The 19,686-nt window shown below is 68.2% G+C and carries 19 protein-coding genes, 1 tRNA gene and 2 pseudogenes; 12 read left to right on the plus strand and 10 right to left on the minus strand.

Translation table 11 applies throughout. The annotated features are described in order from the left end of the window. The first annotated feature begins 32 nt into the window (after window positions 1–32). The 3 genes from argJ (at window position 33) to OJJOAM_RS11555 (ending at window position 2,719) form a co-directional block, all read left to right on the plus strand. Entirely contained in the window at window positions 33–1,262 is a 1,230-nt protein-coding gene (argJ, locus tag OJJOAM_RS11545; RefSeq protein ID WP_422648029.1) for a bifunctional glutamate N-acetyltransferase/amino-acid acetyltransferase ArgJ, read from the plus strand. 156 nt (window positions 1,263–1,418) lie between these two features. Beyond that, window positions 1,419–2,318 carry an ATP-binding protein gene (locus OJJOAM_RS11550; RefSeq protein WP_422648030.1) on the plus strand — a complete coding sequence of 300 codons (900 nt, stop codon included), beginning with the start codon at window positions 1,419–1,421 and terminating at the stop codon, window positions 2,316–2,318. Then, the gene (locus OJJOAM_RS11555) at window positions 2,315–2,719 is read left to right on the plus strand and encodes an NUDIX domain-containing protein (RefSeq protein WP_149316579.1); all 405 of its coding nucleotides are present in this window, start codon (window positions 2,315–2,317) and stop codon (window positions 2,717–2,719) included. The genes OJJOAM_RS11550 and OJJOAM_RS11555 overlap by 4 nt, the downstream gene beginning before the upstream one ends. 109 nt (window positions 2,720–2,828) lie before the next feature. Here the strand turns inward: OJJOAM_RS11555 and OJJOAM_RS11560 are convergent, their stop codons facing one another. From OJJOAM_RS11560 to OJJOAM_RS11585, 6 genes and pseudogenes are all read right to left on the minus strand, one after another. Next, a complete protein-coding gene (locus tag OJJOAM_RS11560) occupies window positions 2,829–3,017 on the minus strand; it encodes a DNA gyrase inhibitor YacG (protein ID WP_149316580.1) in 189 nt (62 codons plus the stop codon). A 6-nt stretch (window positions 3,018–3,023) separates the two neighbouring features. Continuing rightward, window positions 3,024–3,782 (minus strand): cell division protein ZapD, encoded by a 759-nt coding sequence (zapD, locus tag OJJOAM_RS11565; RefSeq protein WP_422648031.1) that lies wholly within the window; start codon window positions 3,780–3,782, stop codon window positions 3,024–3,026. 271 nt (window positions 3,783–4,053) lie between these two features. Further along, a complete protein-coding gene (coaE, locus tag OJJOAM_RS11570) occupies window positions 4,054–4,686 on the minus strand; it encodes a dephospho-CoA kinase (protein ID WP_422648032.1) in 633 nt (210 codons plus the stop codon). 136 nt (window positions 4,687–4,822) lie between these two features. Then, a complete protein-coding gene (locus tag OJJOAM_RS11575) occupies window positions 4,823–5,761 on the minus strand; it encodes a prepilin peptidase (RefSeq protein ID WP_422648033.1) in 939 nt (312 codons plus the stop codon). Window position 5,762: 1 nt separating this feature from the next. Further along, entirely contained in the window at window positions 5,763–6,887 is a 1,125-nt protein-coding gene (locus tag OJJOAM_RS11580) for a type II secretion system F family protein (RefSeq protein WP_422648034.1), read from the minus strand. A gap of 20 nt (window positions 6,888–6,907) precedes the next feature. After that, window positions 6,908–8,137, minus strand: a pseudogene (locus tag OJJOAM_RS11585) (GspE/PulE family protein); the annotation flags it as partial. A 149-nt stretch (window positions 8,138–8,286) separates the two neighbouring features. On the opposite strand from OJJOAM_RS11585, the gene OJJOAM_RS11590 reads away from it, so the two are divergent. Next, complete coding sequence (locus OJJOAM_RS11590; RefSeq protein WP_422648035.1) at window positions 8,287–8,562, plus strand: hypothetical protein; 276 nt, start codon at window positions 8,287–8,289, stop codon at window positions 8,560–8,562. On the opposite strand, the gene OJJOAM_RS11595 is transcribed toward OJJOAM_RS11590, so the two are convergent. Both OJJOAM_RS11595 and ispB read right to left on the minus strand, forming a co-directional pair. Beyond that, window positions 8,551–8,627, minus strand: a tRNA-Pro gene (locus OJJOAM_RS11595). The two genes, OJJOAM_RS11590 and OJJOAM_RS11595, sit on opposite strands and share 12 nt — an antisense overlap. Before the next feature lie 18 nt (window positions 8,628–8,645). After that, the gene (gene ispB / locus OJJOAM_RS11600) at window positions 8,646–9,575 is read right to left on the minus strand and encodes an octaprenyl diphosphate synthase (RefSeq protein ID WP_422648036.1); all 930 of its coding nucleotides are present in this window, start codon (window positions 9,573–9,575) and stop codon (window positions 8,646–8,648) included. Between the two features lie 580 nt (window positions 9,576–10,155). Between ispB and rplU the strand changes: the two genes are divergently transcribed. The 4 genes from rplU to proB all read left to right on the plus strand — a co-directional run bounded on the left by rplU (window position 10,156) and on the right by proB (window position 13,284). Then, window positions 10,156–10,467, plus strand: coding sequence for a 50S ribosomal protein L21 (gene rplU, locus OJJOAM_RS11605; protein WP_006576525.1), 312 nt, complete (start codon window positions 10,156–10,158; stop codon window positions 10,465–10,467). 64 nt (window positions 10,468–10,531) lie between these two features. Beyond that, complete coding sequence (gene rpmA / locus OJJOAM_RS11610) at window positions 10,532–10,792, plus strand: 50S ribosomal protein L27 (RefSeq protein ID WP_422648037.1); 261 nt, start codon at window positions 10,532–10,534, stop codon at window positions 10,790–10,792. Between the two features lie 137 nt (window positions 10,793–10,929). After that, a complete protein-coding gene (obgE, locus tag OJJOAM_RS11615; protein ID WP_150082120.1) occupies window positions 10,930–12,027 on the plus strand; it encodes a GTPase ObgE in 1,098 nt (365 codons plus the stop codon). A 132-nt stretch (window positions 12,028–12,159) separates the two neighbouring features. Beyond that, window positions 12,160–13,284: a glutamate 5-kinase gene (gene proB / locus OJJOAM_RS11620; protein ID WP_422648038.1), complete on the plus strand. Its 1,125-nt coding sequence runs from the start codon at window positions 12,160–12,162 to the stop codon at window positions 13,282–13,284. 117 nt (window positions 13,285–13,401) lie between these two features. Here the strand turns inward: proB and OJJOAM_RS11625 are convergent, their stop codons facing one another. Both OJJOAM_RS11625 and OJJOAM_RS11630 read right to left on the minus strand, forming a co-directional pair. Further along, a complete protein-coding gene (locus OJJOAM_RS11625) occupies window positions 13,402–14,040 on the minus strand; it encodes a CNP1-like family protein (RefSeq protein WP_422648039.1) in 639 nt (212 codons plus the stop codon). Continuing rightward, window positions 14,033–14,692: an RNA pyrophosphohydrolase gene (locus OJJOAM_RS11630; RefSeq protein WP_422648040.1), complete on the minus strand. Its 660-nt coding sequence runs from the start codon at window positions 14,690–14,692 to the stop codon at window positions 14,033–14,035. The genes OJJOAM_RS11625 and OJJOAM_RS11630 overlap by 8 nt, the downstream gene beginning before the upstream one ends. Window positions 14,693–14,940: 248 nt before the next feature. On the opposite strand from OJJOAM_RS11630, the gene OJJOAM_RS11635 reads away from it, so the two are divergent. The 4 genes and pseudogenes from OJJOAM_RS11635 (at window position 14,941) to OJJOAM_RS11650 (ending at window position 19,444) form a co-directional block, all read left to right on the plus strand. Then, on the plus strand, window positions 14,941–16,668 hold the full coding sequence (locus OJJOAM_RS11635) for a proline--tRNA ligase (RefSeq protein ID WP_422648041.1): 1,728 nt from the start codon (window positions 14,941–14,943) through the stop codon (window positions 16,666–16,668). Between the two features lie 142 nt (window positions 16,669–16,810). Then, window positions 16,811–17,575 carry a lytic transglycosylase domain-containing protein gene (locus tag OJJOAM_RS11640; RefSeq protein WP_422649577.1) on the plus strand — a complete coding sequence of 255 codons (765 nt, stop codon included), beginning with the start codon at window positions 16,811–16,813 and terminating at the stop codon, window positions 17,573–17,575. After that, window positions 17,572–18,574, plus strand: a pseudogene (locus OJJOAM_RS11645) (2OG-Fe(II) oxygenase). The gene OJJOAM_RS11640 and the pseudogene OJJOAM_RS11645 overlap by 4 nt, the downstream one beginning before the upstream one ends. A gap of 249 nt (window positions 18,575–18,823) precedes the next feature. Continuing rightward, window positions 18,824–19,444 (plus strand): LysE family translocator, encoded by a 621-nt coding sequence (locus tag OJJOAM_RS11650; protein ID WP_422648042.1) that lies wholly within the window; start codon window positions 18,824–18,826, stop codon window positions 19,442–19,444. The last annotated feature ends 242 nt before the right edge of the window (window positions 19,445–19,686 follow it).

Consider the following 19,686-nt stretch of genomic DNA (forward strand, 5'->3'; position numbering starts at 1 on the left):
ACTGGGTATCGCATCGAAGCAAGGAATCGAACATGGCCGTCAACTTGCCGCTGCCGCAGGCAGAGAATCTGAAACCGGTCGCCGGCGTCGAGCTGGGCTGGGCTGAAGCGGGCATCCGCAAGGCCAACCGCAAGGACGTGCTGGTGGTGCGCCTGGCCGAAGGCAGCACCGTGGCGGGCGTCTTCACGCGCAACCGCTTCTGCGCCGCGCCGGTGCAGGTGTGCCGCGAGCACCTGACGGCCGGCCGCGGCATCCGCGCGCTGGTGATCAATACGGGCAACGCCAATGCCGGCACCGGTGAGCCGGGGCTGGCCAACGCACGCGCGACCTGCGACGCGGTCGCCGGTGCGCTGGGCATCGGCGCCGACCAGGTGCTGCCGTTCTCGACCGGCGTGATTCTCGAACCGCTGCCGATGGACCGGCTGCTGGCCGGCGTGCCGAAGGCGATCGCCAACGCGCGCGAGGACAACTGGCTGGCGGCGGCCGAATCGATCATGACCACCGACACGCAGCCGAAGGCCGCGTCGCGCACGGTGCAGATCGGCGGCAAGACCGTCACGCTGACCGGCATCAGCAAGGGCGCCGGCATGATCCGTCCCAATATGGCGACGATGCTGGGCTTCATCGCCACCGATGCGACCGTGGCGCAGCCGGTGCTGCAGGCGCTGGTGTCGCACGCGGCCGATCATTCGTTCAACAGCATCACGATCGACGGCGATACCTCGACCAACGATTCCTTCGTGCTGATCGCCACCGGCCGCGCCGGGGCGCCCGCGATCGAGCGCGCCGACGGTGCGGCGTTCACGGCGCTGCGCGATGCGGTGACGTCGCTGGCGCAGGAGCTCGCGCAGATGATCGTGCGCGACGGCGAAGGCGCGACCAAGCTGATGACGATCCAGGTCGAGGGCGGACGCGATGTCGCCGAGTGCCGGCAGATCGCCTACGCGGTCGCCCACTCGCCGCTGGTCAAGACCGCGTTCTACGCCTCCGATCCCAATCTGGGCCGGATCCTGGCCGCGGTCGGCTATGCGGGCGTCGACGACCTCGATGTCGGCGGCGTCAACCTGTGGCTCGACGATGTCTGGGTCGCCAGGAACGGCGGCCGCCATCCCGACTACCGCGAGGAAGACGGCCAGCGCGTGATGAAGCAGGCCGAGATCACGGTGCGCATCGCGCTCGGCCGCGGCAACGCCACGGCCACCGTCTGGACCTGCGACCTGTCGCACGACTACGTATCGATCAACGCGGACTATCGTTCCTGATCGTTGTAGAGCGATGCCTTGCCGCCTGGCGAGGCATCGTTCGAACGATGGCGGCGGAGTCCTTTAGCGAGATCGCCATCGCTATCGCTATCACGCATCGCCCCGCCATCCCGGCCGTTCCGCTTCTCCCATCCCCCGCCTCTCCGGATTGCCGCCATGTCCGATCTCGCCTCCCGTCTCGACCAATTTCTCGCCCGGCTCGAACAGTGGCTGCCGCCGCAGCTGACCGAGGCGGACTGGCAGCAGGCCGTCGCCTTCCGCTGGCGCAAGCGGCAGAGCCTGTTCGGCAATATCGGCTATCTGCAGGCGATCCGGCAGCTGCCGCCGATCCATCTGGACGACCTGAAGAATATCGAGCGCCAGAAAGACGCCATCGTCGCCAATACGCGCCAGTTCGTGCACAAGCTGCCGGCCAACAACGTGCTGCTGACCGGCGCGCGCGGCACCGGCAAGTCGTCGCTGATCAAGGCCTGCCTGAACGCCTTCGTGGATGAGGGGCTGCGCCTGGTCGAAGTCGACAAGGCCGATCTTGGCGATCTGGGCGATATCGTCGAGCAGCTGACGCAGCGGCCGGAGCGCTTCGTGATCTTCTGCGACGACCTGTCGTTCGAGGAAGGCGAATCGGGCTACAAGTCGCTGAAGTCCGCGCTCGATGGTTCGGTGGCCGCGCAGTCGGACAACGTGTTGGTCTATGCGACCTCGAACCGCCGCCATCTGCTGCCCGAATACATGAAGGACAACGAGGGCTACCGGCACACCGACGATGGCGAGATCCATCCGGGTGAAGTGGTCGAGGAAAAGATCTCGCTGTCCGAGCGCTTTGGGCTGTGGCTGTCGTTCTATCCGCCGAAGCAGGACGAATACCTGAATATCGTCGCGCACTGGCTGCGCCAGTTCGGCTGCGGCGACGACGATATCGCCGCGGCACGCGGCGATGCGCTGGTCTGGGCGCTGGAGCGCGGCTCGCGCTCGGGCCGCGTCGCGTGGCAGTTCGCACGCGACTGGGGCGGCAAGCACGGCAGGCCCTACGGTGCCCATCAGGGCGAGCCGGCATGAGCGGCGCGCGCAAGGTCACCGAGGTCGCGGTCGGCGTGCTGGTACGCCCGGATGGCCGCTTCCTGCTGGCGCAACGGCCGGCCGGCAAGCCTTACGAGGGCTACTGGGAGTTTCCGGGCGGCAAGCTCGAAGCGGGCGAGTCGGTCGAAGCGGCGCTGGCGCGCGAGCTGCACGAGGAACTGGGGCTGGACATCACGGCCTCGACGCGCTGGCACGTGCTCGAGCACGATTACCCGCACGCCTATGTGCGGCTGCACTTCTGCAAGGTCACGGGCTGGGCCGGCGAGCCGGTGGGACGCGAAGGCCAGGCGTTCTCGTGGGAGCAGGTGCCCGTCACGGTCGGCCCCTTGCTGCCGGCGACGATTCCGGTGGTCGAGTGGTTGGGGGAGGAGGCGGCCTGAGGGCTGCGAGACGGTCTGAGGGCTGAGTGGCGGGCTGAGGGCGGACCGTCGGGCTGAGCGTGGGTGCTCAGCTTTTTTCGCCGTCGTTCAGTCGTTATTCAGCCGTCGCTCAGTCGTCGTCCCGGTCCTGCTGGTCCTCGGCCGGATTGGCCGGCTTGCCCTCGATCACGTATTTCTCGGCGGCCCAGGCGCCCAGGTCGATCTGCTTGCAGCGTTCGGAGCAGAAGGGGCGGAACTTGTTTTCCGGCGCCCAAACCACGTCCTTGCCACAGGTCGGGCATTTGACTACGGATGGCATGGCAAATCAGAAATTGCAGAGTTTGAGCAGGAAGGGGATGTCGGCGTCGACCGAGCGCGGTCGCATATCGCCGTCCTGCTGGGTGAAGCGCACCCACAGCATGTACTTGTTGGCGCTCATCTCGGGGATGAAGGCCAGCAGCGAATCGTCGAGCAGCACCTGCATCAGCTGGTAGCTGCGCCCGGACAGCATCTGCTGATAGCTGCCGCCGGTGGCGATCACCTTGCCGCTCTGTCCCGATTCGCGCAGCAGCCGCAGCACGGCGCTGGTGCCCACGCGCAGCGGAATCAGCGGACGTACCCACTTCAGGATGTCGGCGCGCCGTTCCTCGGCCGGCCGATGCTGCCAGGCATAGTACGAGGGCAGGTCGAACTCGCAGGTGCCGCCCGGAATGATCGCGCGGCTGCGGATGCTGGTCAGCCACTCGTTGTCGGTCAGCAGCTGGCCCGCCTTGCCGACGGTCTGGTTCAGCTGCGCGATGGCCTGCTCGAGTTCGCCGATCACCGCGTCCAGCGTCTGCTGGTCGATCTGCGGGCTCGAGCGCAGCGCGCTCAGCGCCTGCCGCTGGCGATCGAGTTCCTTGATCAGGTCGGTTTTCAGGTCGGCGCGGCCAGCGACGTCGATGATCTCGAACAGCGTGGTCAGCGCGACATGATGCTGCAGCGCATGTTCCTGTCCGAGAAAGTAATCCAGCCGATCGAACAGGTCCTCCAGACGCAGGAGTGTCCTGATGCGTTCGTTGAAAGGATATTCGTACAGAATCAAGGGGAAGTCCGTGCAGCGCGGCGTCGGCCAGCTTGCCGGCCCGGTGCTGGATTCGACAGACGAATCGGCTCAGGCTGGCGCGCGAGGCGATCGGTACAGAATGCATGCGAGGCTCGCATGCGACCGTATGCATGCACTTGGCAGCATATTCCAACGCATTCTATGCGAGACAGCGCGCAAGGACAATGAAACGCCGCCGATGGTGCCCTCGGCGGCGCCTGATGCGAAGCGTCTGGTGAAGCGTATGGCGGAGCGGGTGCCTCGGGGATGCTCAGCGTGTGGCGGGCGCGCGCGACGCGGGCTGCATCGCGCGATAACGGCGATCGAGCGTCTCGACCTGCGGCGGCAGCGCCTCGACCGGTCCATCGTTGTCGATCACATCGTCAGCGACCGCCAGCCGCTGCGCGCGCGTGGCCTGCCTGGCCATGATGGCCTCGACCTGCTCGCGCGAGAAGCCGTTGCGCGCCATCACGCGCGCGATCTGCGTCGCTTCGCTGCAGTCGACCACCAGCACGCGATCGACGCGCTCGCGCCAGCGGCCCGATTCGACCAGCAGCGGCACCACGTGGATCAGGTAGGGATGGGCGCCGCCCGCGCGGATCCGGGCCGCGCGCTGTTCGGTGACCTCGCGGATCAACGGGTGCGTGATCGCCTCGAGCCGCGCCTTCGCGGTCGGATCGGAGAACACCAGCGCGCGCATCGCGTCGCGGTCCATCGCGCCGTCGGCGCGCAGGCACGTGGGGCCGAAGGCCTCGACCAGCGCGGGAATCGCCGCGCCGCCGGGCGCGGTGATCTCGTGCGCGATCAGATCGGTATCGATCAGCGCGGCGCCGCGCTCGGCAAACAGATCGGCGACGCGGCTCTTGCCGGAGCCGATGCCCCCGGTCAATCCGATTTCCAGCATATGTCTCCAGGTCAGTGGGCGTTGTTGGGGCGCTATTGAAGCGTTATTGGGACGTTGGTGGGACGTTGGTGGGACGTTGTTGGGCCGTTGTTGCGGCGTAGCGGGCGTTGTCGCGGCGTTCGTGAAGAGGCGCAGGTCAGTGGTTCACCGTCGCGCCCGCGATGCCGGCACCCGGCGCCAATGCCGGCAGCAGCCAGTCGCCCCCCGCGAACAGCACCAGCAATCCGGCGCCGGCAATAAACGGCCCGAACGGGAACGGCGTATCGCGATCGTGGCGGCGCAGCGCGATCTTGGCAAGACCGTACACCAGTCCGACCACCGACGACACCAGCACCAGCGCGGGCAGCGCCTGCCAGCCGAACCAGCCGCCCAGTGCGGCCATCAGCTTGAAGTCGCCATAGCCCATGCCCTCCTTGCCGCGCAGCAGCTTGAACAGCCAATAGGTGGTCCACAGCAGCAGGTAGCCGGCGGCCGCGCCGATCACCGCATCGGCGATTGGCGCGAACACGCCCATCAGGTTCAGCAGCAGGCCGAGCCACAACAGCGGCTGCGTGATCTGGTCAGGCAGCAGTTGCGTATCGGCATCGATCAGCGCCAGCGACAGCAGCGACCAGATCAGCACCATCGCGGCCAGGGTCTGCCAGGTCGGCCCGAAATGCCACGCGGCCAGCGCGCACAGCGCCGCGCTGGCCAGCTCGACGGCGGGATAGCGCAGCCCGATCGGCTTCCTGCAGGCCGAGCAGCGGCCGCGCAGCAGCAGATAGCCGAGCACCGGGATGTTCTCCCACGGGGCGATCGCATGGCCGCAGTGCGGGCACGACGAGCGCGGCACCACCAGGTCGTAGCGTTCGGGGTAGGGCGCGGGCTCGTGGCGCAGCGCGGCCAGATAGTTGGCCTCGTCGCGCTCCATCATGCGCGGCAGCCGATGCACGACCACGTTCAGGAAGCTGCCGACCACCAGCCCGAGCAGCGCCGCCGCGCCCAGCTGGAACCACGGCGGCAGCGCGGCCAGCGTGGCGATGGTCCAGGTGCCGGCCGGCATGGCGGCGTTCCAGTTCGACAGGAAGCCTTGCATCTCAGACCACCTGTGCGAGCTTGAAGATCGGCAGATACATCGCGATCACCAGCCCGCCGATCAGCACGCCCAGCACCACGACGATCAGCGGCTCGACCATCGCGGCCACCGCGGCGACGCCCTCGTCGACCTCGCGCTCGCAGCATCGCGCGACATGCAGCAGCATCGTGTCGAGCGCGCCGGATGCCTCGCCGATGCGGGTCATCTGCAGCGCCATCGGATCGAACACGGCGCTGGCTCGCATCGCGGTGGCCAGGCTGGCGCCGCAGCGCACCGCGCGTTCGATCTGCCGGGTGGCGTCGCGATACACGCGATTGCCGGCCGCTCCCGCGACCAGCGCCATCGCCTCCACAACGGGCGTGCCCGCGGCGGACAGCGTCGCCAGCGTGCGCGTCCAGCGCGCCACCGCCGCCTTGCGCAGCAGCGGACCGGCCAGCGGCAAGCGCAGCAGCGCCCGGTCGCGCGCATGGCGCAGCGGCGGCGAGCGGTCCAGCGCATGGCGGATGGCCAGCCACGCCAGCGGTGGCAGCGCCAGCAGCAGCTGCCAGTGCGCGACGAAGCCGTCGGACAGCGCGATGACGAATTGCGTCGGCGCCGGCAATTGCGCGCCGGCACCGAAGCCGACGAAGACCTGCTTGAAGGCGGGAATCACGAACAGCATCAGGATCGTCGTCACGGCGGCCGCAACCGCCAGCACTACCAGCGGATAGCGCAGCGCGGCGCGCACCTGGCGGCGCAGCGCGGTCGCTTGTTCCTGGCAGGCACACAGCCTGTCGAGCATGCCACCCAGCGCGCCGCTTTGCTCGCCGGCGTCGACCAGGCCGCAGTACAGCGCGTCGAACGCGCGGGGATGCCGGCGCATGGCCTGGGCCAGGCCACTGCCGCTTTCGATGTCATTGCGCAATTGCGCCAGCAGGCGGCGCCACGCCGGCTGGCCGTGGCCGCGCGCGATGATGTCGAGCGCGGGCAGCAGGGGCACGCCGGCGCTCAGCAGCGTCGACAGCTGGCGCGTGAAGCGCGCAATCTCCGCGGCACGGAATCGTGGTGGCGCGAGCGAGCGCGCTACGGCGGGAAGGCGGACCGCGGCGCGCGAGGCGGGCGCCGCCATGGTGGACCCGGATGGCATGATCGTTCGGTCGATCTTCGTTATGGATTGGTGGTCGCCAGCACCTCGGCCAGCGAGGTCGTGCCCGCCCTGACCTTGAGCAGCCCGGCCTCGCGCAACGATAGCACGCCCTCGCGGCGTGCCTGCTGCGCGAGCGCACGCGCACTGCCGCGCGACAGGATGATGCGCTGCATCGCGTCGGAGACCGGCATCACCTGGTGGATGCCGCAGCGGCCGCGATAGCCGCTGCCGCGGCACGCGGCGCAGCCGACCGGCTGGCAGGGCTGCCAGTTGCCATCGAGCAGGGCGTCCGCGAAGCCCGCCTCGCGCAGCGCGGCCAGCGGCACCGGGCCGGGCCGTTTGCAGGCGCACAGCATGCGGGCCAGCCGCTGCGCCGTGATGACCAGCACGCTGGCGGCCAGATGGAAGGGCGCGACGCCAAGCTGCGCCAGCCGTGTCAGCGTGCCCGGCGCATCGTTGGTATGCAGCGTCGACAGGACCAGATGGCCGGTCTGCGCGGCCTTGACCGCGATATCGGCGGTCTCTGCGTCGCGGATCTCGCCGACCATGATCACGTCCGGGTCCTGACGCAGCAACGCGCGCAGCACAGTCGGGAAGTTCAGGCCGACCTTGTCGTGGATATTGACCTGATTGATGCCGGTCAGCTGGATCTCGGCCGGGTCCTCGGCCGTCGAGATATTGCGCTCGTCCTGGTTCAGCAGATTCAGGAAGGCGTACAGCGAGACGGTCTTGCCGCTGCCCGTAGGCCCGGTGACCAGCACCATGCCGTGCGGACGGCGCAGGCGCTCCAGCAGCACGGCGCGCTGCGCCGGCTCGAAGCCGAGGCCGTCCATGTCGAGCCGCACGCTGGAGGCGTCCAGCATGCGCAGCACGATCTTCTCGCCGAACAGCGTCGGCAGCGTGGATACGCGCAGGTCGACGGCCCGCGTTGCCGCGCCCTCCGCCCCCGCACCGCCTTCGCGCCGCGGCACCACGAAACGCATGCGGCCATCCTGCGGCACTCGCTTCTCGGCGATGTCCAGCCGCGCCAGCACCTTGATCCGCGTCGCGATGCGGTCGCGGATTTCCAGCGGTGGCCGCGCGACCTCGTGCAGCAGTCCATCGATGCGAAAGCGCACGCGGTAGAAGCCTTCGTACGGTTCGATGTGCAGGTCCGAGGCGCCGCGCCGCCAGGCCTCGGTCAGCAGCGTCTGGACGAATCGCACGACCGGCGCATCGTCGGCCGAGGGCATGGCGGGGTCGTATTCGATCGGCGCATTGGCGGTGGCGATCATGGCGAGATGGCGGGGCAGCGCGCAGTGCAGGAGTGGCCCAGTGTGCGATGCGCCGGCGGAGACGGGAATGCGCGCAGTCTCAAAATGGAATAGACGGCGCGATGCGCGCGTACCTGCCCAAGTCCTTGCCCAAGTCCCTGCGTAATAGCGGCGTGCAGCGGCGTGCCGAAAGGAACCGCGTGCCGAAACGAACCGCGCGCCGAAAGGAACCGCGTGCCGAAACGCCGCGCCGCGGCCAGCGACGCGACGCCCCGGCACGACAGAGCAGCAAAACAACGACAGAGCAGCAAAACAACGACAGAGCAGCAAAACAACGACAGAGCAGCAAAACAACGACAGAGCAGCAAAATAAAAGGGCCGTGCATCGCTGCACGGCCCTTCTGAAAAACTGGTCGGGGTGAGAGGATTCGAACCTCCGGCCTCTACGTCCCGAACGTAGCGCTCTACCAGGCTAAGCTACACCCCGTTTTTGCTTCCCGCCGCGTCAGGACTGACGTTGCAGCGAGAAAGCACATAACTTTATCAGTGTTTCCTTCAGTTGTGAAGGGGGAAATTGCATTGCCGCGCGTTCGGCCGCATCGGCCTCGCGTTTTGCGGCCTCGAACGTCGCATCCAGCGCCCCGCATTGATGGATGGCCGAGAACACCGCGTCGAAATGTTCGGTGCCGCCCTGGACGATCGCCTCGCGCGCCAGCGCGCGCTGCTCGGCGGTGCCATGCTCCATCAGATGCAGCAGCGGCAGCGTCGGCTTGCCCTCGCGCAGGTCGTCGCCGGCGTTCTTGCCCATCTGCTCCGCGCTGGCGGTGTAGTCCAGCATGTCGTCGATCAGCTGGAAGGCGGTGCCGATGCGGCGCCCGTATTCGGCGGCCGCTTCCTCCATCTCCGCGTCGGCGCCCGCCAGCACCGCGCCGAGCTGGGCCGAGGCCTCGAACAGCTTGGCGGTCTTGTAGCGGATCACCTGCAGGTAGCGCTCCACCGTGACGTCGGGGTCGTGCATGTTGAGCAGCTGCAGCACCTCGCCCTCGGCGATCACATTGGTCGCGTCCGACAGGATCTGCATGATGCGCATGCTGCCGGCATCGACCATCATCTGGAAGGCGCGCGAATAGAGGAAGTCGCCGACCAGCACGCTGGCGGCGTTGCCGAACACCGCGTTGGCGGTCTGGCGGCCGCGCCGCAGCTCGGATTCGTCGACCACGTCGTCGTGCAGCAGCGTGGCGGTGTGGATGAATTCCACCACCGCGGCCAGTTCGTGATGGCGATGTCCGTCATAGCCGAGGGCGCGTGCGGACAGCAGCAGGATCACGGGGCGCAGGCGCTTGCCGCCCGCACCGATGATGTATTCGCCGATCTGTTCGATCAGGGGCACTTCGGAAGACAGGCGCTGCCGGATGACTGCATCGACGGCGCGCATGTCGGCAGCGACCGGAGCGAGCAAGGCAGAGGCGGAAGACTCGGACAAGATGATCACCGTTACGCAGAACGAGCGATTATATGCGATGGCCGTGTCCAGATGGCTTGTCATGCGCGCCGTCTAGCGCCATCGCGCACCGGTCTGGCGGCCGGTCTTGCCCGCTGCGGGGGCGCCGCCGCAGCGGCGCACGAGCGGCCCGACCAGGCGGTCCCACGCGGCGCCTATAATGCGCGGATGAACAAGCCCGCCGCTCCCGATGGCCATGGCCGCCGTTCCTCCCGCCGCCTCGCGTGGTGGGTCGCGTTCGCCGCCCTGGCTGGATTCCTGCTCGCCGAGGCGACCTGAGCGTCGGCTCCGGCAAGTGCGTTGCCCGCCTCTGCGGGCCTATGTGTTTGTTTTCTTTGCACTTTTCCGGCCGCTCGTATAGAATGCCGAGTTTCCTCCGGCTGAACTGCTGTTGTTGCGTCCGTGCCGGCGGGAGATAACCGGGCCGAAAGCGCGTTGCCTGGCCGCTTCGCCTCACCGCGAAGCCGCGCCGGCGCTGGCTTTTGGGCGTTTATTCACATCGAGAGGTTCGACAATGTACGCGGTCGTAAAAACCGGCGGCAAGCAATACAAGGTTGCTGCTGGCGAAAAACTGAAAGTAGAACAGATACCGGCAGACATTGGCGCAGAAATCACGCTCGACCAAGTGCTCGCAGTGGGCGCTGGCGACCAGATCAAGTTTGGTACGCCGCTGGTCAGCGGGGCTTCCGTCAAAGCTACCGTTATCTCCCAAGGTCGTCACGACAAAGTGAAGATCTTCAAGATGCGCCGTCGCAAGCATTACCAGAAGCGTCAAGGCCATCGCCAGAACTACACCGAACTGCGCATCGAAGCGATCGTTGCCTGAGTCCCCGCGGACCGCAACGAGAGCAAATCGAGCGACATCTAGGTAAAGCGACAGGAGTTAAGTCATGGCACAGAAAAAAGGCGGCGGTTCCACACGGAACGGCCGCGATTCCGGATCGAAGCGTCTGGGCGTGAAGGTGTTTGGTGGCCAGGCCATCAACGCCGGCGGCATCATCATCCGCCAGCGCGGTACCCGCGTGCATGCCGGCGAGAACGTCGGCGTGGGCAAGGACCACACCCTCTTCGCCCTGGTTGACGGCCACGTGAAGTTCGCCGTCAAGGGCGCTGCCAAGAAGCAGCAGGTCAGCGTCGTTCCGGCAGCCTGATCACTGCCTTGCAGCACGAAGGCCCCGCAACCCTTGCGGGGCTTTTTCTTTTCTGGCGACAATGTCGAACGTCGCCCGCCGCCGGCAACGCCTGACAGGGCCTTGCGACGCGGCACGCTCCATCACGGATCACCATCATGAAGTTCATCGACGAAGCCCGAATCGAAGTCATTGCCGGCAACGGGGGCAATGGCAGCGCGTCGTTCCGGCGCGAGAAGTTTGTGCCGTTCGGCGGGCCGGACGGCGGCGATGGCGGCCGTGGCGGCAGCGTCTACGCGGTGGCCGATCGCAACATCAACACGCTGATCGATTTCCGCTACGCCAAGAAGCACGTCGCCCGCAACGGCGAGAACGGCCGCGGCTCCGACTGCTACGGCGCGGCCGGCGAGGACGTGACCCTGCGCATGCCGGTCGGCACGCTGATCACCGACATGGACAGCGGCGAGGTCATCGCCGACCTGACCGAGCACGGCCAGAAGGTGTGCCTGGCCGAGGGCGGCATCGGCGGCTGGGGCAACCTGCATTTCAAGTCCAGTACCAACCGTGCGCCGCGCCAGCAGGTCGACGGCAAGCCGGGCGAGCGCCGCATGCTCAAGCTGGAGCTGAAGGTGCTGGCCGACGTGGGCCTGCTGGGCATGCCGAACGCCGGCAAGTCGACCTTCATCTCGCACGTCTCCAATGCGCGGCCGAAGGTGGCGGACTATCCGTTCACCACGCTGCATCCGAACCTGGGCGTGGTGCGCGTCGACCACGAGCAATCGTTCGTGATCGCCGATATCCCGGGGCTGATCGAGGGCGCCGCCGAGGGCGCGGGCCTGGGCCATCAGTTCCTGCGCCATCTGCAGCGCACCGGGCTGCTGCTGCATATCGTCGATCTGGCGCCGTTCGACGAGGCCGTCGATCCGGTAGCGGAGGCGCGCGCGATCGTCAACGAGCTGAAGAAGTACGACGCCGAGCTGTACGAGAAGCCGCGCTGGCTGGTGCTGAACAAGCTCGACATGGTTCCCGAGGACGAGCGCGAGGCGCGCGTCAAGGACTTCATCAAGCGCTACAAATGGAAGGGGCCGGTGTTCCGCATCTCGGCGCTGACCGGCGAGGGCTGCCGTGAACTGGTCTACGCGATCAAGGACCATCTGGCCGCGCTGAAGGCCGAGGAGGCCGCGGCGCTGGCCGAGCCGGACGTGCGTCTGGACGAGCGGCTGCACAACGTCGACCGCGACGGACAACAAGGCTGATTTCGCGCCGAGTATCCGACCCGAATATCCGCCTCGAACATCGGCCCCGATTCGCCGCGATCTGCCCGAACACCCGCGCCGAATTTCCGCGCCGGTTCATCGCCCGGCACGACCCCACTTCAGGAGACAGAGTTGCCCACCCAATCGGTCATCGCGCAGGCCCGGCGCATCGTCGTCAAGGTCGGATCGAGCCTCGTCACCAACGATGGCAAGGGGCTCGACCACGACGCTATCGCCCGCTGGGCGGCGCAGATCGCCAAGCTGCGCACCGCCGGCAAGGAAGTGGTGCTGGTCAGTTCGGGGGCGATCGCCGAGGGCATGCAGCGGCTGGGGTGGGCGCGCCGCCCGCGCGAAATCCATGAGCTGCAGGCGGCCGCCGCGGTCGGGCAGATGGGGCTCGCCCAGGTCTACGAAAGCCAGTTCGGCCGCTATGGCATCCGTACCGCGCAGGTGCTGCTGACCCATGCCGACCTGGCCGACCGCGAGCGCTATCTGAATGCACGGTCCACGCTGCTGACGCTGCTGGGCCTGGGTGTGGTGCCGATCATCAACGAGAACGACACGGTCGTCACCGACGAAATCAAGTTCGGCGACAACGATACGCTGGGCGCGCTGGTCACGAACCTGATCGAGGGCGACGCGCTGGTGATCCTGACCGACCAGCGCGGCCTCTACACCGCCGATCCGCGCAAGGACCCGGCCGCCGAGTTCGTGCACGAGGCGCTGGCCGGCACGCCGCAGCTCGAGGCGATGGCCGGCGGCGCCGGCACCGCGATCGGCCGCGGCGGCATGCTGACCAAGATCCTGGCCGCCAAGCGCGCGGCCAAGTCGGGCGCCCATACCGTGATCGCCTCCGGCCGCGAGGCCGATGTGCTGGCGCGGCTGGCCGGCGGCGAGTCGATCGGCACGCAGCTGCTCGCACCGACCGGGCGGTTGACCGCACGCAAGCAATGGATGGCCGACCACCTGCAGCTGCGCGGGCGCGTCGTCATCGATGCCGGCGCGGTCGACAAGCTGACCGCGGGCGGCAAGTCGCTGCTGCCGATCGGCGTGGTGGAGGTGCAGGGCGAGTTCGCCCGCGGCGAGGTCATCGCCTGCGTCGATGCGCAGGGCCGCGAGGTGGCACGCGGCCTGACCAACTATTCGAGCGCGGAGGCGCGGCTGATCGCCCGCAAGCCCTCGTCGGAAATCGAATCGGTGCTCGGCCATCTGAACGAGCCCGAGCTGATCCACCGGGACAATCTGGTGCTGGTCTGAGCGGAACGTGAAGCGCCCCCCGGCCTTCTGAGCGGACGGCGAATCGCCGCCCCCGGCCTTTCTGAACGGAGGGCGAATCGCCGCCCTCCGGTCTTCATTCCTGCCGACCGATACGCCTTACTGGTACGCGCCCTGCCGGGCGACGCCGTCGCGGATCGCGCGCACGATGTCCTCGGTCTTGCCGGCCACCGCGCGTCCGTCGCACAGGTATTCCGACGCCAGCGTCGCCGCATAGCTGTTGCGCACGCTGGTGCTCATCGTCCGCCATTGTTCGGCGCCCGCGCTCTGGTTCGGCACCCAGGTCTTGCTGCCCGGCGGCATGGTGGCGAACAGCTTGCGCTGGAACACGTCGCAGCGCACCCCTTCGTAGCTGATGTTGCGCACGCCGGTCGGGCTGGTGATCACCGCGGTGTAGCGCACCGCGCCGTCCTCGCCGATCATGATCGACTTGGCGTCCACGGCGAACGACAGCCGCCCGGTGGTGCTGACGTTGAAGGGCAGCAGATCGGCGTCCGCGGGCGGCGGCGGCAGCTTGGTCGCGGCCTCCTGGAAGCCCTTGGAGGCGAGCCGGTCGAGCAGGAAGACCGGTTCCTCGGCCTCCTCCGCTTCCAGCTGGGCGGCGCGCTTGGGCGTCTCGGTGCTGGTCGAACAGGCGCTCACCAGGGCGAGCGCGAACAGCGTGGCAAGCCCGGCAGCCAGACCCGTGGGGGTTGCGCTGCCGGCGCGGCGTCGGCCGAAGCCGGCGGGTTTATTCATCAGTGCTCCGCGTTTGCGCGCAGACCGGCGGTTCCGGCTGCGTCAGGGTAGGGGACGGCTGGCTGGCGGCCGGCGCATTGCCCGGGCCTTGCCGGCCCGCGCGTTGGCCGCCGGCGCGGCCGGGGTTGCCATGGGTCCCGGCGTGGTGGTTGCCGTAGGGACTGAGCGGCGCCCGCTGGCCGCGATGCAGAAAGCGCGACAGTTCCGTCAGCGCCATCTGGTAGACCTCGCGCTTGAATTCGATCACCGCGTCGAGCGGCACCCAGTACTGGCTCCAGCGCCAGGCATCGAATTCCGGGTGGTCGGTGGCGCGCAGGCAGATATCGCAATCGCGCGCCGCCATGCGCAGCAGGAACCAGATCTGTTTCTGCCCCTTGTAATGCCCGCGAATCTCGCGGCGTATGAACTTGTCCGGCACCTCGTAACGCAGCCAGTCGCGCGTGCGACCGACGATCCTGACGTGCTCGGGCAGCAGTCCGACCTCTTCATGCAGTTCGCGGTACATCGCCTGTTCCGGCGTCTCGCCGTATTTGATGCCGCCTTGGGGAAACTGCCAAGAATGTTCGCCGATTCGCTTGCCCCAGAACACCTCGTTCCGTGCGTTGATGAGGATGATGCCGACGTTCGGGCGAAAGCCTTCACGATCGAGCATGACTGCACCTCGAATCCTTTAGAATTACGTCGATTATAAAGGAAGCGCGGGGTCCGTCCGGGCCGCTCCCGGGTGGTGGTTTTCCCCGACGGAAAGCGCCGTTTCAGGCGCCTTTCGCCGATCCGCAAACCGTGCCACAACCGGGGTCCTCGCCGGCCTTTCCTGACCTGCTTTCTTGACCTGTCTTACCCCTTACGCCTTTTCCCATCGATCCGCGCCGCGCGCGCTGTCCCAACCGAAAGCCACGGATGAAAGCTTCGCAATTCTTCATTTCCACTCTCAAGGAAGCCCCCGCCGACGCGGAGATCGTCTCGCACAAGCTAATGATGCGCGCCGGCATGATCAAGAAGCTGGGTGCCGGCATCTATAGCTATATGCCAACCGGCCTGCGCGTGATCCGCAAGATCGAGCGGATCGTCCGTGAGGAGATGAACCGCGCCGGCGCCGTCGAACTGCTGATGCCGTTCGTGCAGCCGGCCGAGCTGTGGCAGGAGACCGGCCGCTGGGACAAGATGGGTGCGGAGCTGCTGCGCCTGAAGGACCGCCATGAGCGCGACTTCGTGCTGCAGCCGACCTCGGAGGAAGTCGTCACCGATATCGTCCGGACCGAGATCCGCAGCTACAAGCAGCTGCCGCTGAACCTGTACCAGATCCAGACCAAGTTCCGCGACGAGCGCCGGCCGCGCTTCGGCATCATGCGCGGGCGCGAGTTCACGATGAAGGACGCCTATTCCTTCGATCGCGACGAGGAAGGGATGAAGGTCTCGTACCGCCAGATGTACGACGCCTATATCCGCATCTTCCAGCGCTTTGGCCTCGAATTCCGCGCGGTGGCGGCCGACAACGGCGCGATCGGCGGTTCGGGCTCGCACGAGTTCCACGTGATCGCCGACACCGGCGAGGACGCCATCGTCTACTGCCCCGAGTCGGACTACGCGGCCAATATGGAGGCTGCCGAGGCGCTGCCGCTGATCGCCGAACGCGCGCCCGCGCGCGAGGCGCTGACGCGCACGCCCACGCCAGGCAAGGCCAAGTGCGAGGACGTCGCCGAGCTGCTGGGCATTCCGCTCGAGCGCACCGTCAAGTCGATCGTACTGGCGACCGAGGGCGCCGAGGGCGAGCCCGCGCAGATCTGGCTGCTGCTGCTGCGCGGCGACCACGACCTGAACGAGATCAAGGCGTCCAAGGTGCCGGGGCTGGCCGAGTTCCGCTTCGCCACCGAGGCGGAGATCGTCGCCACCTTCGGCACGCCGCCGGGCTATCTGGGCCCGATCGGTGCCAAGGCGCCGATCCGCGTGGTGGCCGACCGCACCGTCGCCAACATGAGCGACTTCGTCTGCGGCGCCAATGAGCGCGACTATCACCTGACCGGCGTCAACTGGGGCCGCGACCTGCCCGAGCCCGTCGTCGCGGACCTGCGCAACGTGGTCGAGGGCGATGCCTCGCCCGACGGCAAGGGTCGGCTGGCGATCTGCCGCGGCATCGAGGTCGGCCACGTGTTCATGCTGGGCACGCGCTATTCGGCGGCGATGAACGCGACCTTCCTCGACGAGAACGGCAAGACCCAGCCGATGCAGATGGGCTGCTACGGCATCGGCGTGACCCGCATCGTCGGCGCGGCAATCGAGCAGAACTACGACGAGCGCGGCATCATCTGGCCCGCCGCGATCGCGCCGTTCGAGGTGGTGGTGTGCCCGGTCGGCTACGACCGCTCGGAAGCGGTCAAGGCCGAGGCCGACCGCATCCATGCCGAGCTGCTGGCGGCCGGCGTCGACGCGATCCTGGACGACCGCGGCGAGCGCCCCGGCGTGATGTTCGCCGACTGGGAGCTGATCGGCGTGCCGCACCGCGTGGTGGTGGGCGACCGTGGCCTGAAGGAAGGCCAGGTCGAGTACCAGGGCCGGCGCGACGCCGAGGCGAGCCGCGTGGCGGTGGCCGACATCGTCGGGCATGTGCGCAAGCTGCTGGCCGACTGAGGCCATGCAACCGCCGCGATGCGCCGCCATCGCGGCGGCGCCGCTTCCCGGCAAGTCTCCGGTCATGCGTCCGGGCGAGTTTGCGGGCAGCGTTCCCGGCAGCGTCCGGGGCAGGTTTGCCGAACCCGCGTCGGGGCTCGCGATGCTGGCGGCGGCGCTGCTGTCCGCGCTGGCGTTGCTGCTGGCTTCGCCGCCGGCGCACGCCGGCGCCCAGCGCGAAGAGCAGCTGGCCGACGCCGTGCGCGGCGCGCTGGCCGCGGCGATCGCGGATGCGCGCCCGTCCCGGCCGGTGTTCGTCTCCGCCGGCGAGCGCGACGCCTATCTGCGCTGGGTGGCCGAGATGTCGCGCCGCCTCGAGCGGCGCATCCCCGAGCCGCTGATCCGCACCGAGCTGGTCGAGACCGTCTACTACGAGGCCAAGCGCGCCGGACTGGAGCCGGCGCTGGTGCTGGGACTCATTCAAGTCGAGAGCAACTTCCGCAAGTACGCGATCAGCACGGCGGGCGCGCGCGGGCTGATGCAGGTGATGCCGTTCTGGGCGCGCACCATCGGCGATGGCGACGCGCGCAAGCTGTTCCATCTGCAGAGCAATCTGCGCTACGGCTGCACCATCCTGCGCCACTACCTGGACCGCGAGTCCGGCGACCTGTTCCTGGCGCTGGGCCGCTACAACGGCAGCCGCGGCCGCGCCGAATACCCGAACGCGGTGCTGGCCGCGTGGAAGCGCTGGCAGGAGGCCGAGGTCGCGGTCACGGTGGCGAGTGCCGCCGAGCCCAATGGCGCGCTGGCTGCCATGAGCGGCCCAGGCCGTGCGGGCGATGCCGCCGCGCGCCTGCTGCCGGCACCGTCCCGACCCCTCGGCGGCCCCGCCGCGTTCCCGCCCACCCGCCTGTCCGATCCGTCATGACCTCCCGCTCGCATCCGGCGGCCGGCAAGACCGGCTACGCCACCTCGTCGCCCGAACTCGAACGCTGGCTGGCCCGGCATATCGCGCAGGGCTTCGGCGCCGATGCGCTGGTGCGGTCGATGTGCCAGTCCGGCTACGATGCGGCCTTCGCGCGGGCCACGGTGCATGCCGCGCTCGCCGGAGGCGGGGCGCGCGGCGCGCGGTCGGGTCCATCCCCGGCGGCAGCCGCATCGTCACTGACATCGCCATCGTCATCGTCGTCGTCGTCATCGCGGTCCGCGAAGGCCAGGGCCCCTGCGGACGTCACGACGCACACCGCGCAGGCCGCCGCCGACGCGACCCCCCGCCATCACCGCTCCCAATGCGCTGCCCGCCGGCGACGGCCGCGACGTGCCGGTGCTGTTCGCGATGGAATCGCCCCGCATCGCGCTGTTCCAGCGGCTGCTGATGCCGGACGAATGCGAGGCGCTGATCGCGCTGTCCCGCGGCCGGCTGGCGCGTTCGCCGGTGGTCAATCCCGATACCGGCGACGAGAACCTGATCGACGCGCGCACCAGCATGGGGGCGATGTTCCAGGTCGGCGAGCATCCGCTGATCGAGACGCTGGAGGCGCGCATCGCCGCGGTCACCGGCGTCCCGGTCGAGCAGGGCGAAGGGCTGCAGATCCTGAACTACAAGCCCGGCGCCGAGTACCAGCCGCACTACGACTTCTTCAATCCGCAGCGCCCCGGCGAGGCGCGCCAGCTGCGCGTCGGCGGGCAGCGCATGGCGACGCTGGTGATCTACCTGAACGACGTTCCCGCCGGTGGGGCGACCGCCTTCCCGAAGCTGGGTTTGCGCGTCAATCCGGTGCAGGGCAATGCGGTGTTCTTCGCCTATCTGGGCGAGGACGGCGCGCTCGACGAGCGCACGCTGCACGCCGGGCTGCCGGTCGAGCAGGGCGAGAAGTGGATCGCCACCAAGTGGCTGCGGGAAGCGCCATATCGGGGAGAAGGCTGAGCCAACGCCGGCCCGGGCCGTCTGGCCCTTGATCGCGATCCGCAGCCCTTAATCCGCGGCCACTAATCCGCAGCCCCCCAATCCGCAGCCCCTAATCCGCAGCCCCTAATCCGCAGCCGCTAATCCGCAGCCGCTATCTGTGCTGGAACCCCAGCAGCACTGTGCCGGTATTTGCCCGGCAATCTGTACCGGTACTGTATAGGGTCACCACGCTAGACTGCCGCTTCCCCTGCATTCCAAGGAGTTGCCATGGCACTGTCGGAACTGGCGGCAGGCTCTGCCGTGTTTGCCGCCTTCGGCGGCTTCGTGCTGGTGTCGTCGATCACCCCGGGACCGAACAACACGATGGTGCTGGCGTCCGGCGTCAATTTCGGTTTCGTCCGCACCATTCCCCATCTGCTGGGCATCAGCAGCGGCTTCGCGCTGATGATCGCGCTGATCGGCCTCGGGCTGGGCTCGCTGTTCACCGCGCTGCCGTGGACCTGGCCGCTGCTGCGCGTGGCGGCCACCGTGTACCTGGTCTACCTGGCGTACAAGCTGGCCACCGCCGGCGGCGTGCAGGACCGCCATGTCGGCAAGCCGATGGGCTTCCTGCAGGCGGCCGCATTCCAGTGGGTCAATCCGAAGGCGTGGGTGATGGCGGTGGGGGCGTGCAGCGCCTATGTGCTGCACCCCAATCTGTGGCTGAACGTGCTGCTGCTGGCCGGCCTGTCGGCGCTCATCAATCTGCCGAGCGTGGCGGTGTGGGCGGTGTTCGGCGCCTCGCTGCGCCGCTGGCTGGCGCGGCCGCGCGTGCTGCGCGTGTTCAACGTGACGATGGCGCTGCTGCTGCTCGGCTCGCTGTGGCCGATCCTGGCGGCCGGACACTGAGGCGCGTCCGGCAGGCTTCGGCTTCGGAGCCGAAGCTGTAGCTGTAGCTGTAGCTGTAGCTGTAGCAGGAGCAGGAGCAGGAGCAGGAGCAGGAGCAGGAGCAGGAGCAGGAGCAGGAGCAGGAGCAGGAGCAGGAGCCGGAGCCGGAGCCGGAGCTGGAGCTGGAGCTGGAGCTGGAGCTGGAGCTGGAGCTGGAGCCGCAGCCGGGCCCAAGGGCGGGCCCGGACCCGAGCCCCAACCGG

The organism is Cupriavidus sp. H18C1 (assembly GCF_049311595.1).
Taxonomy (GTDB): domain Bacteria; phylum Pseudomonadota; class Gammaproteobacteria; order Burkholderiales; family Burkholderiaceae; genus Cupriavidus; species Cupriavidus cauae.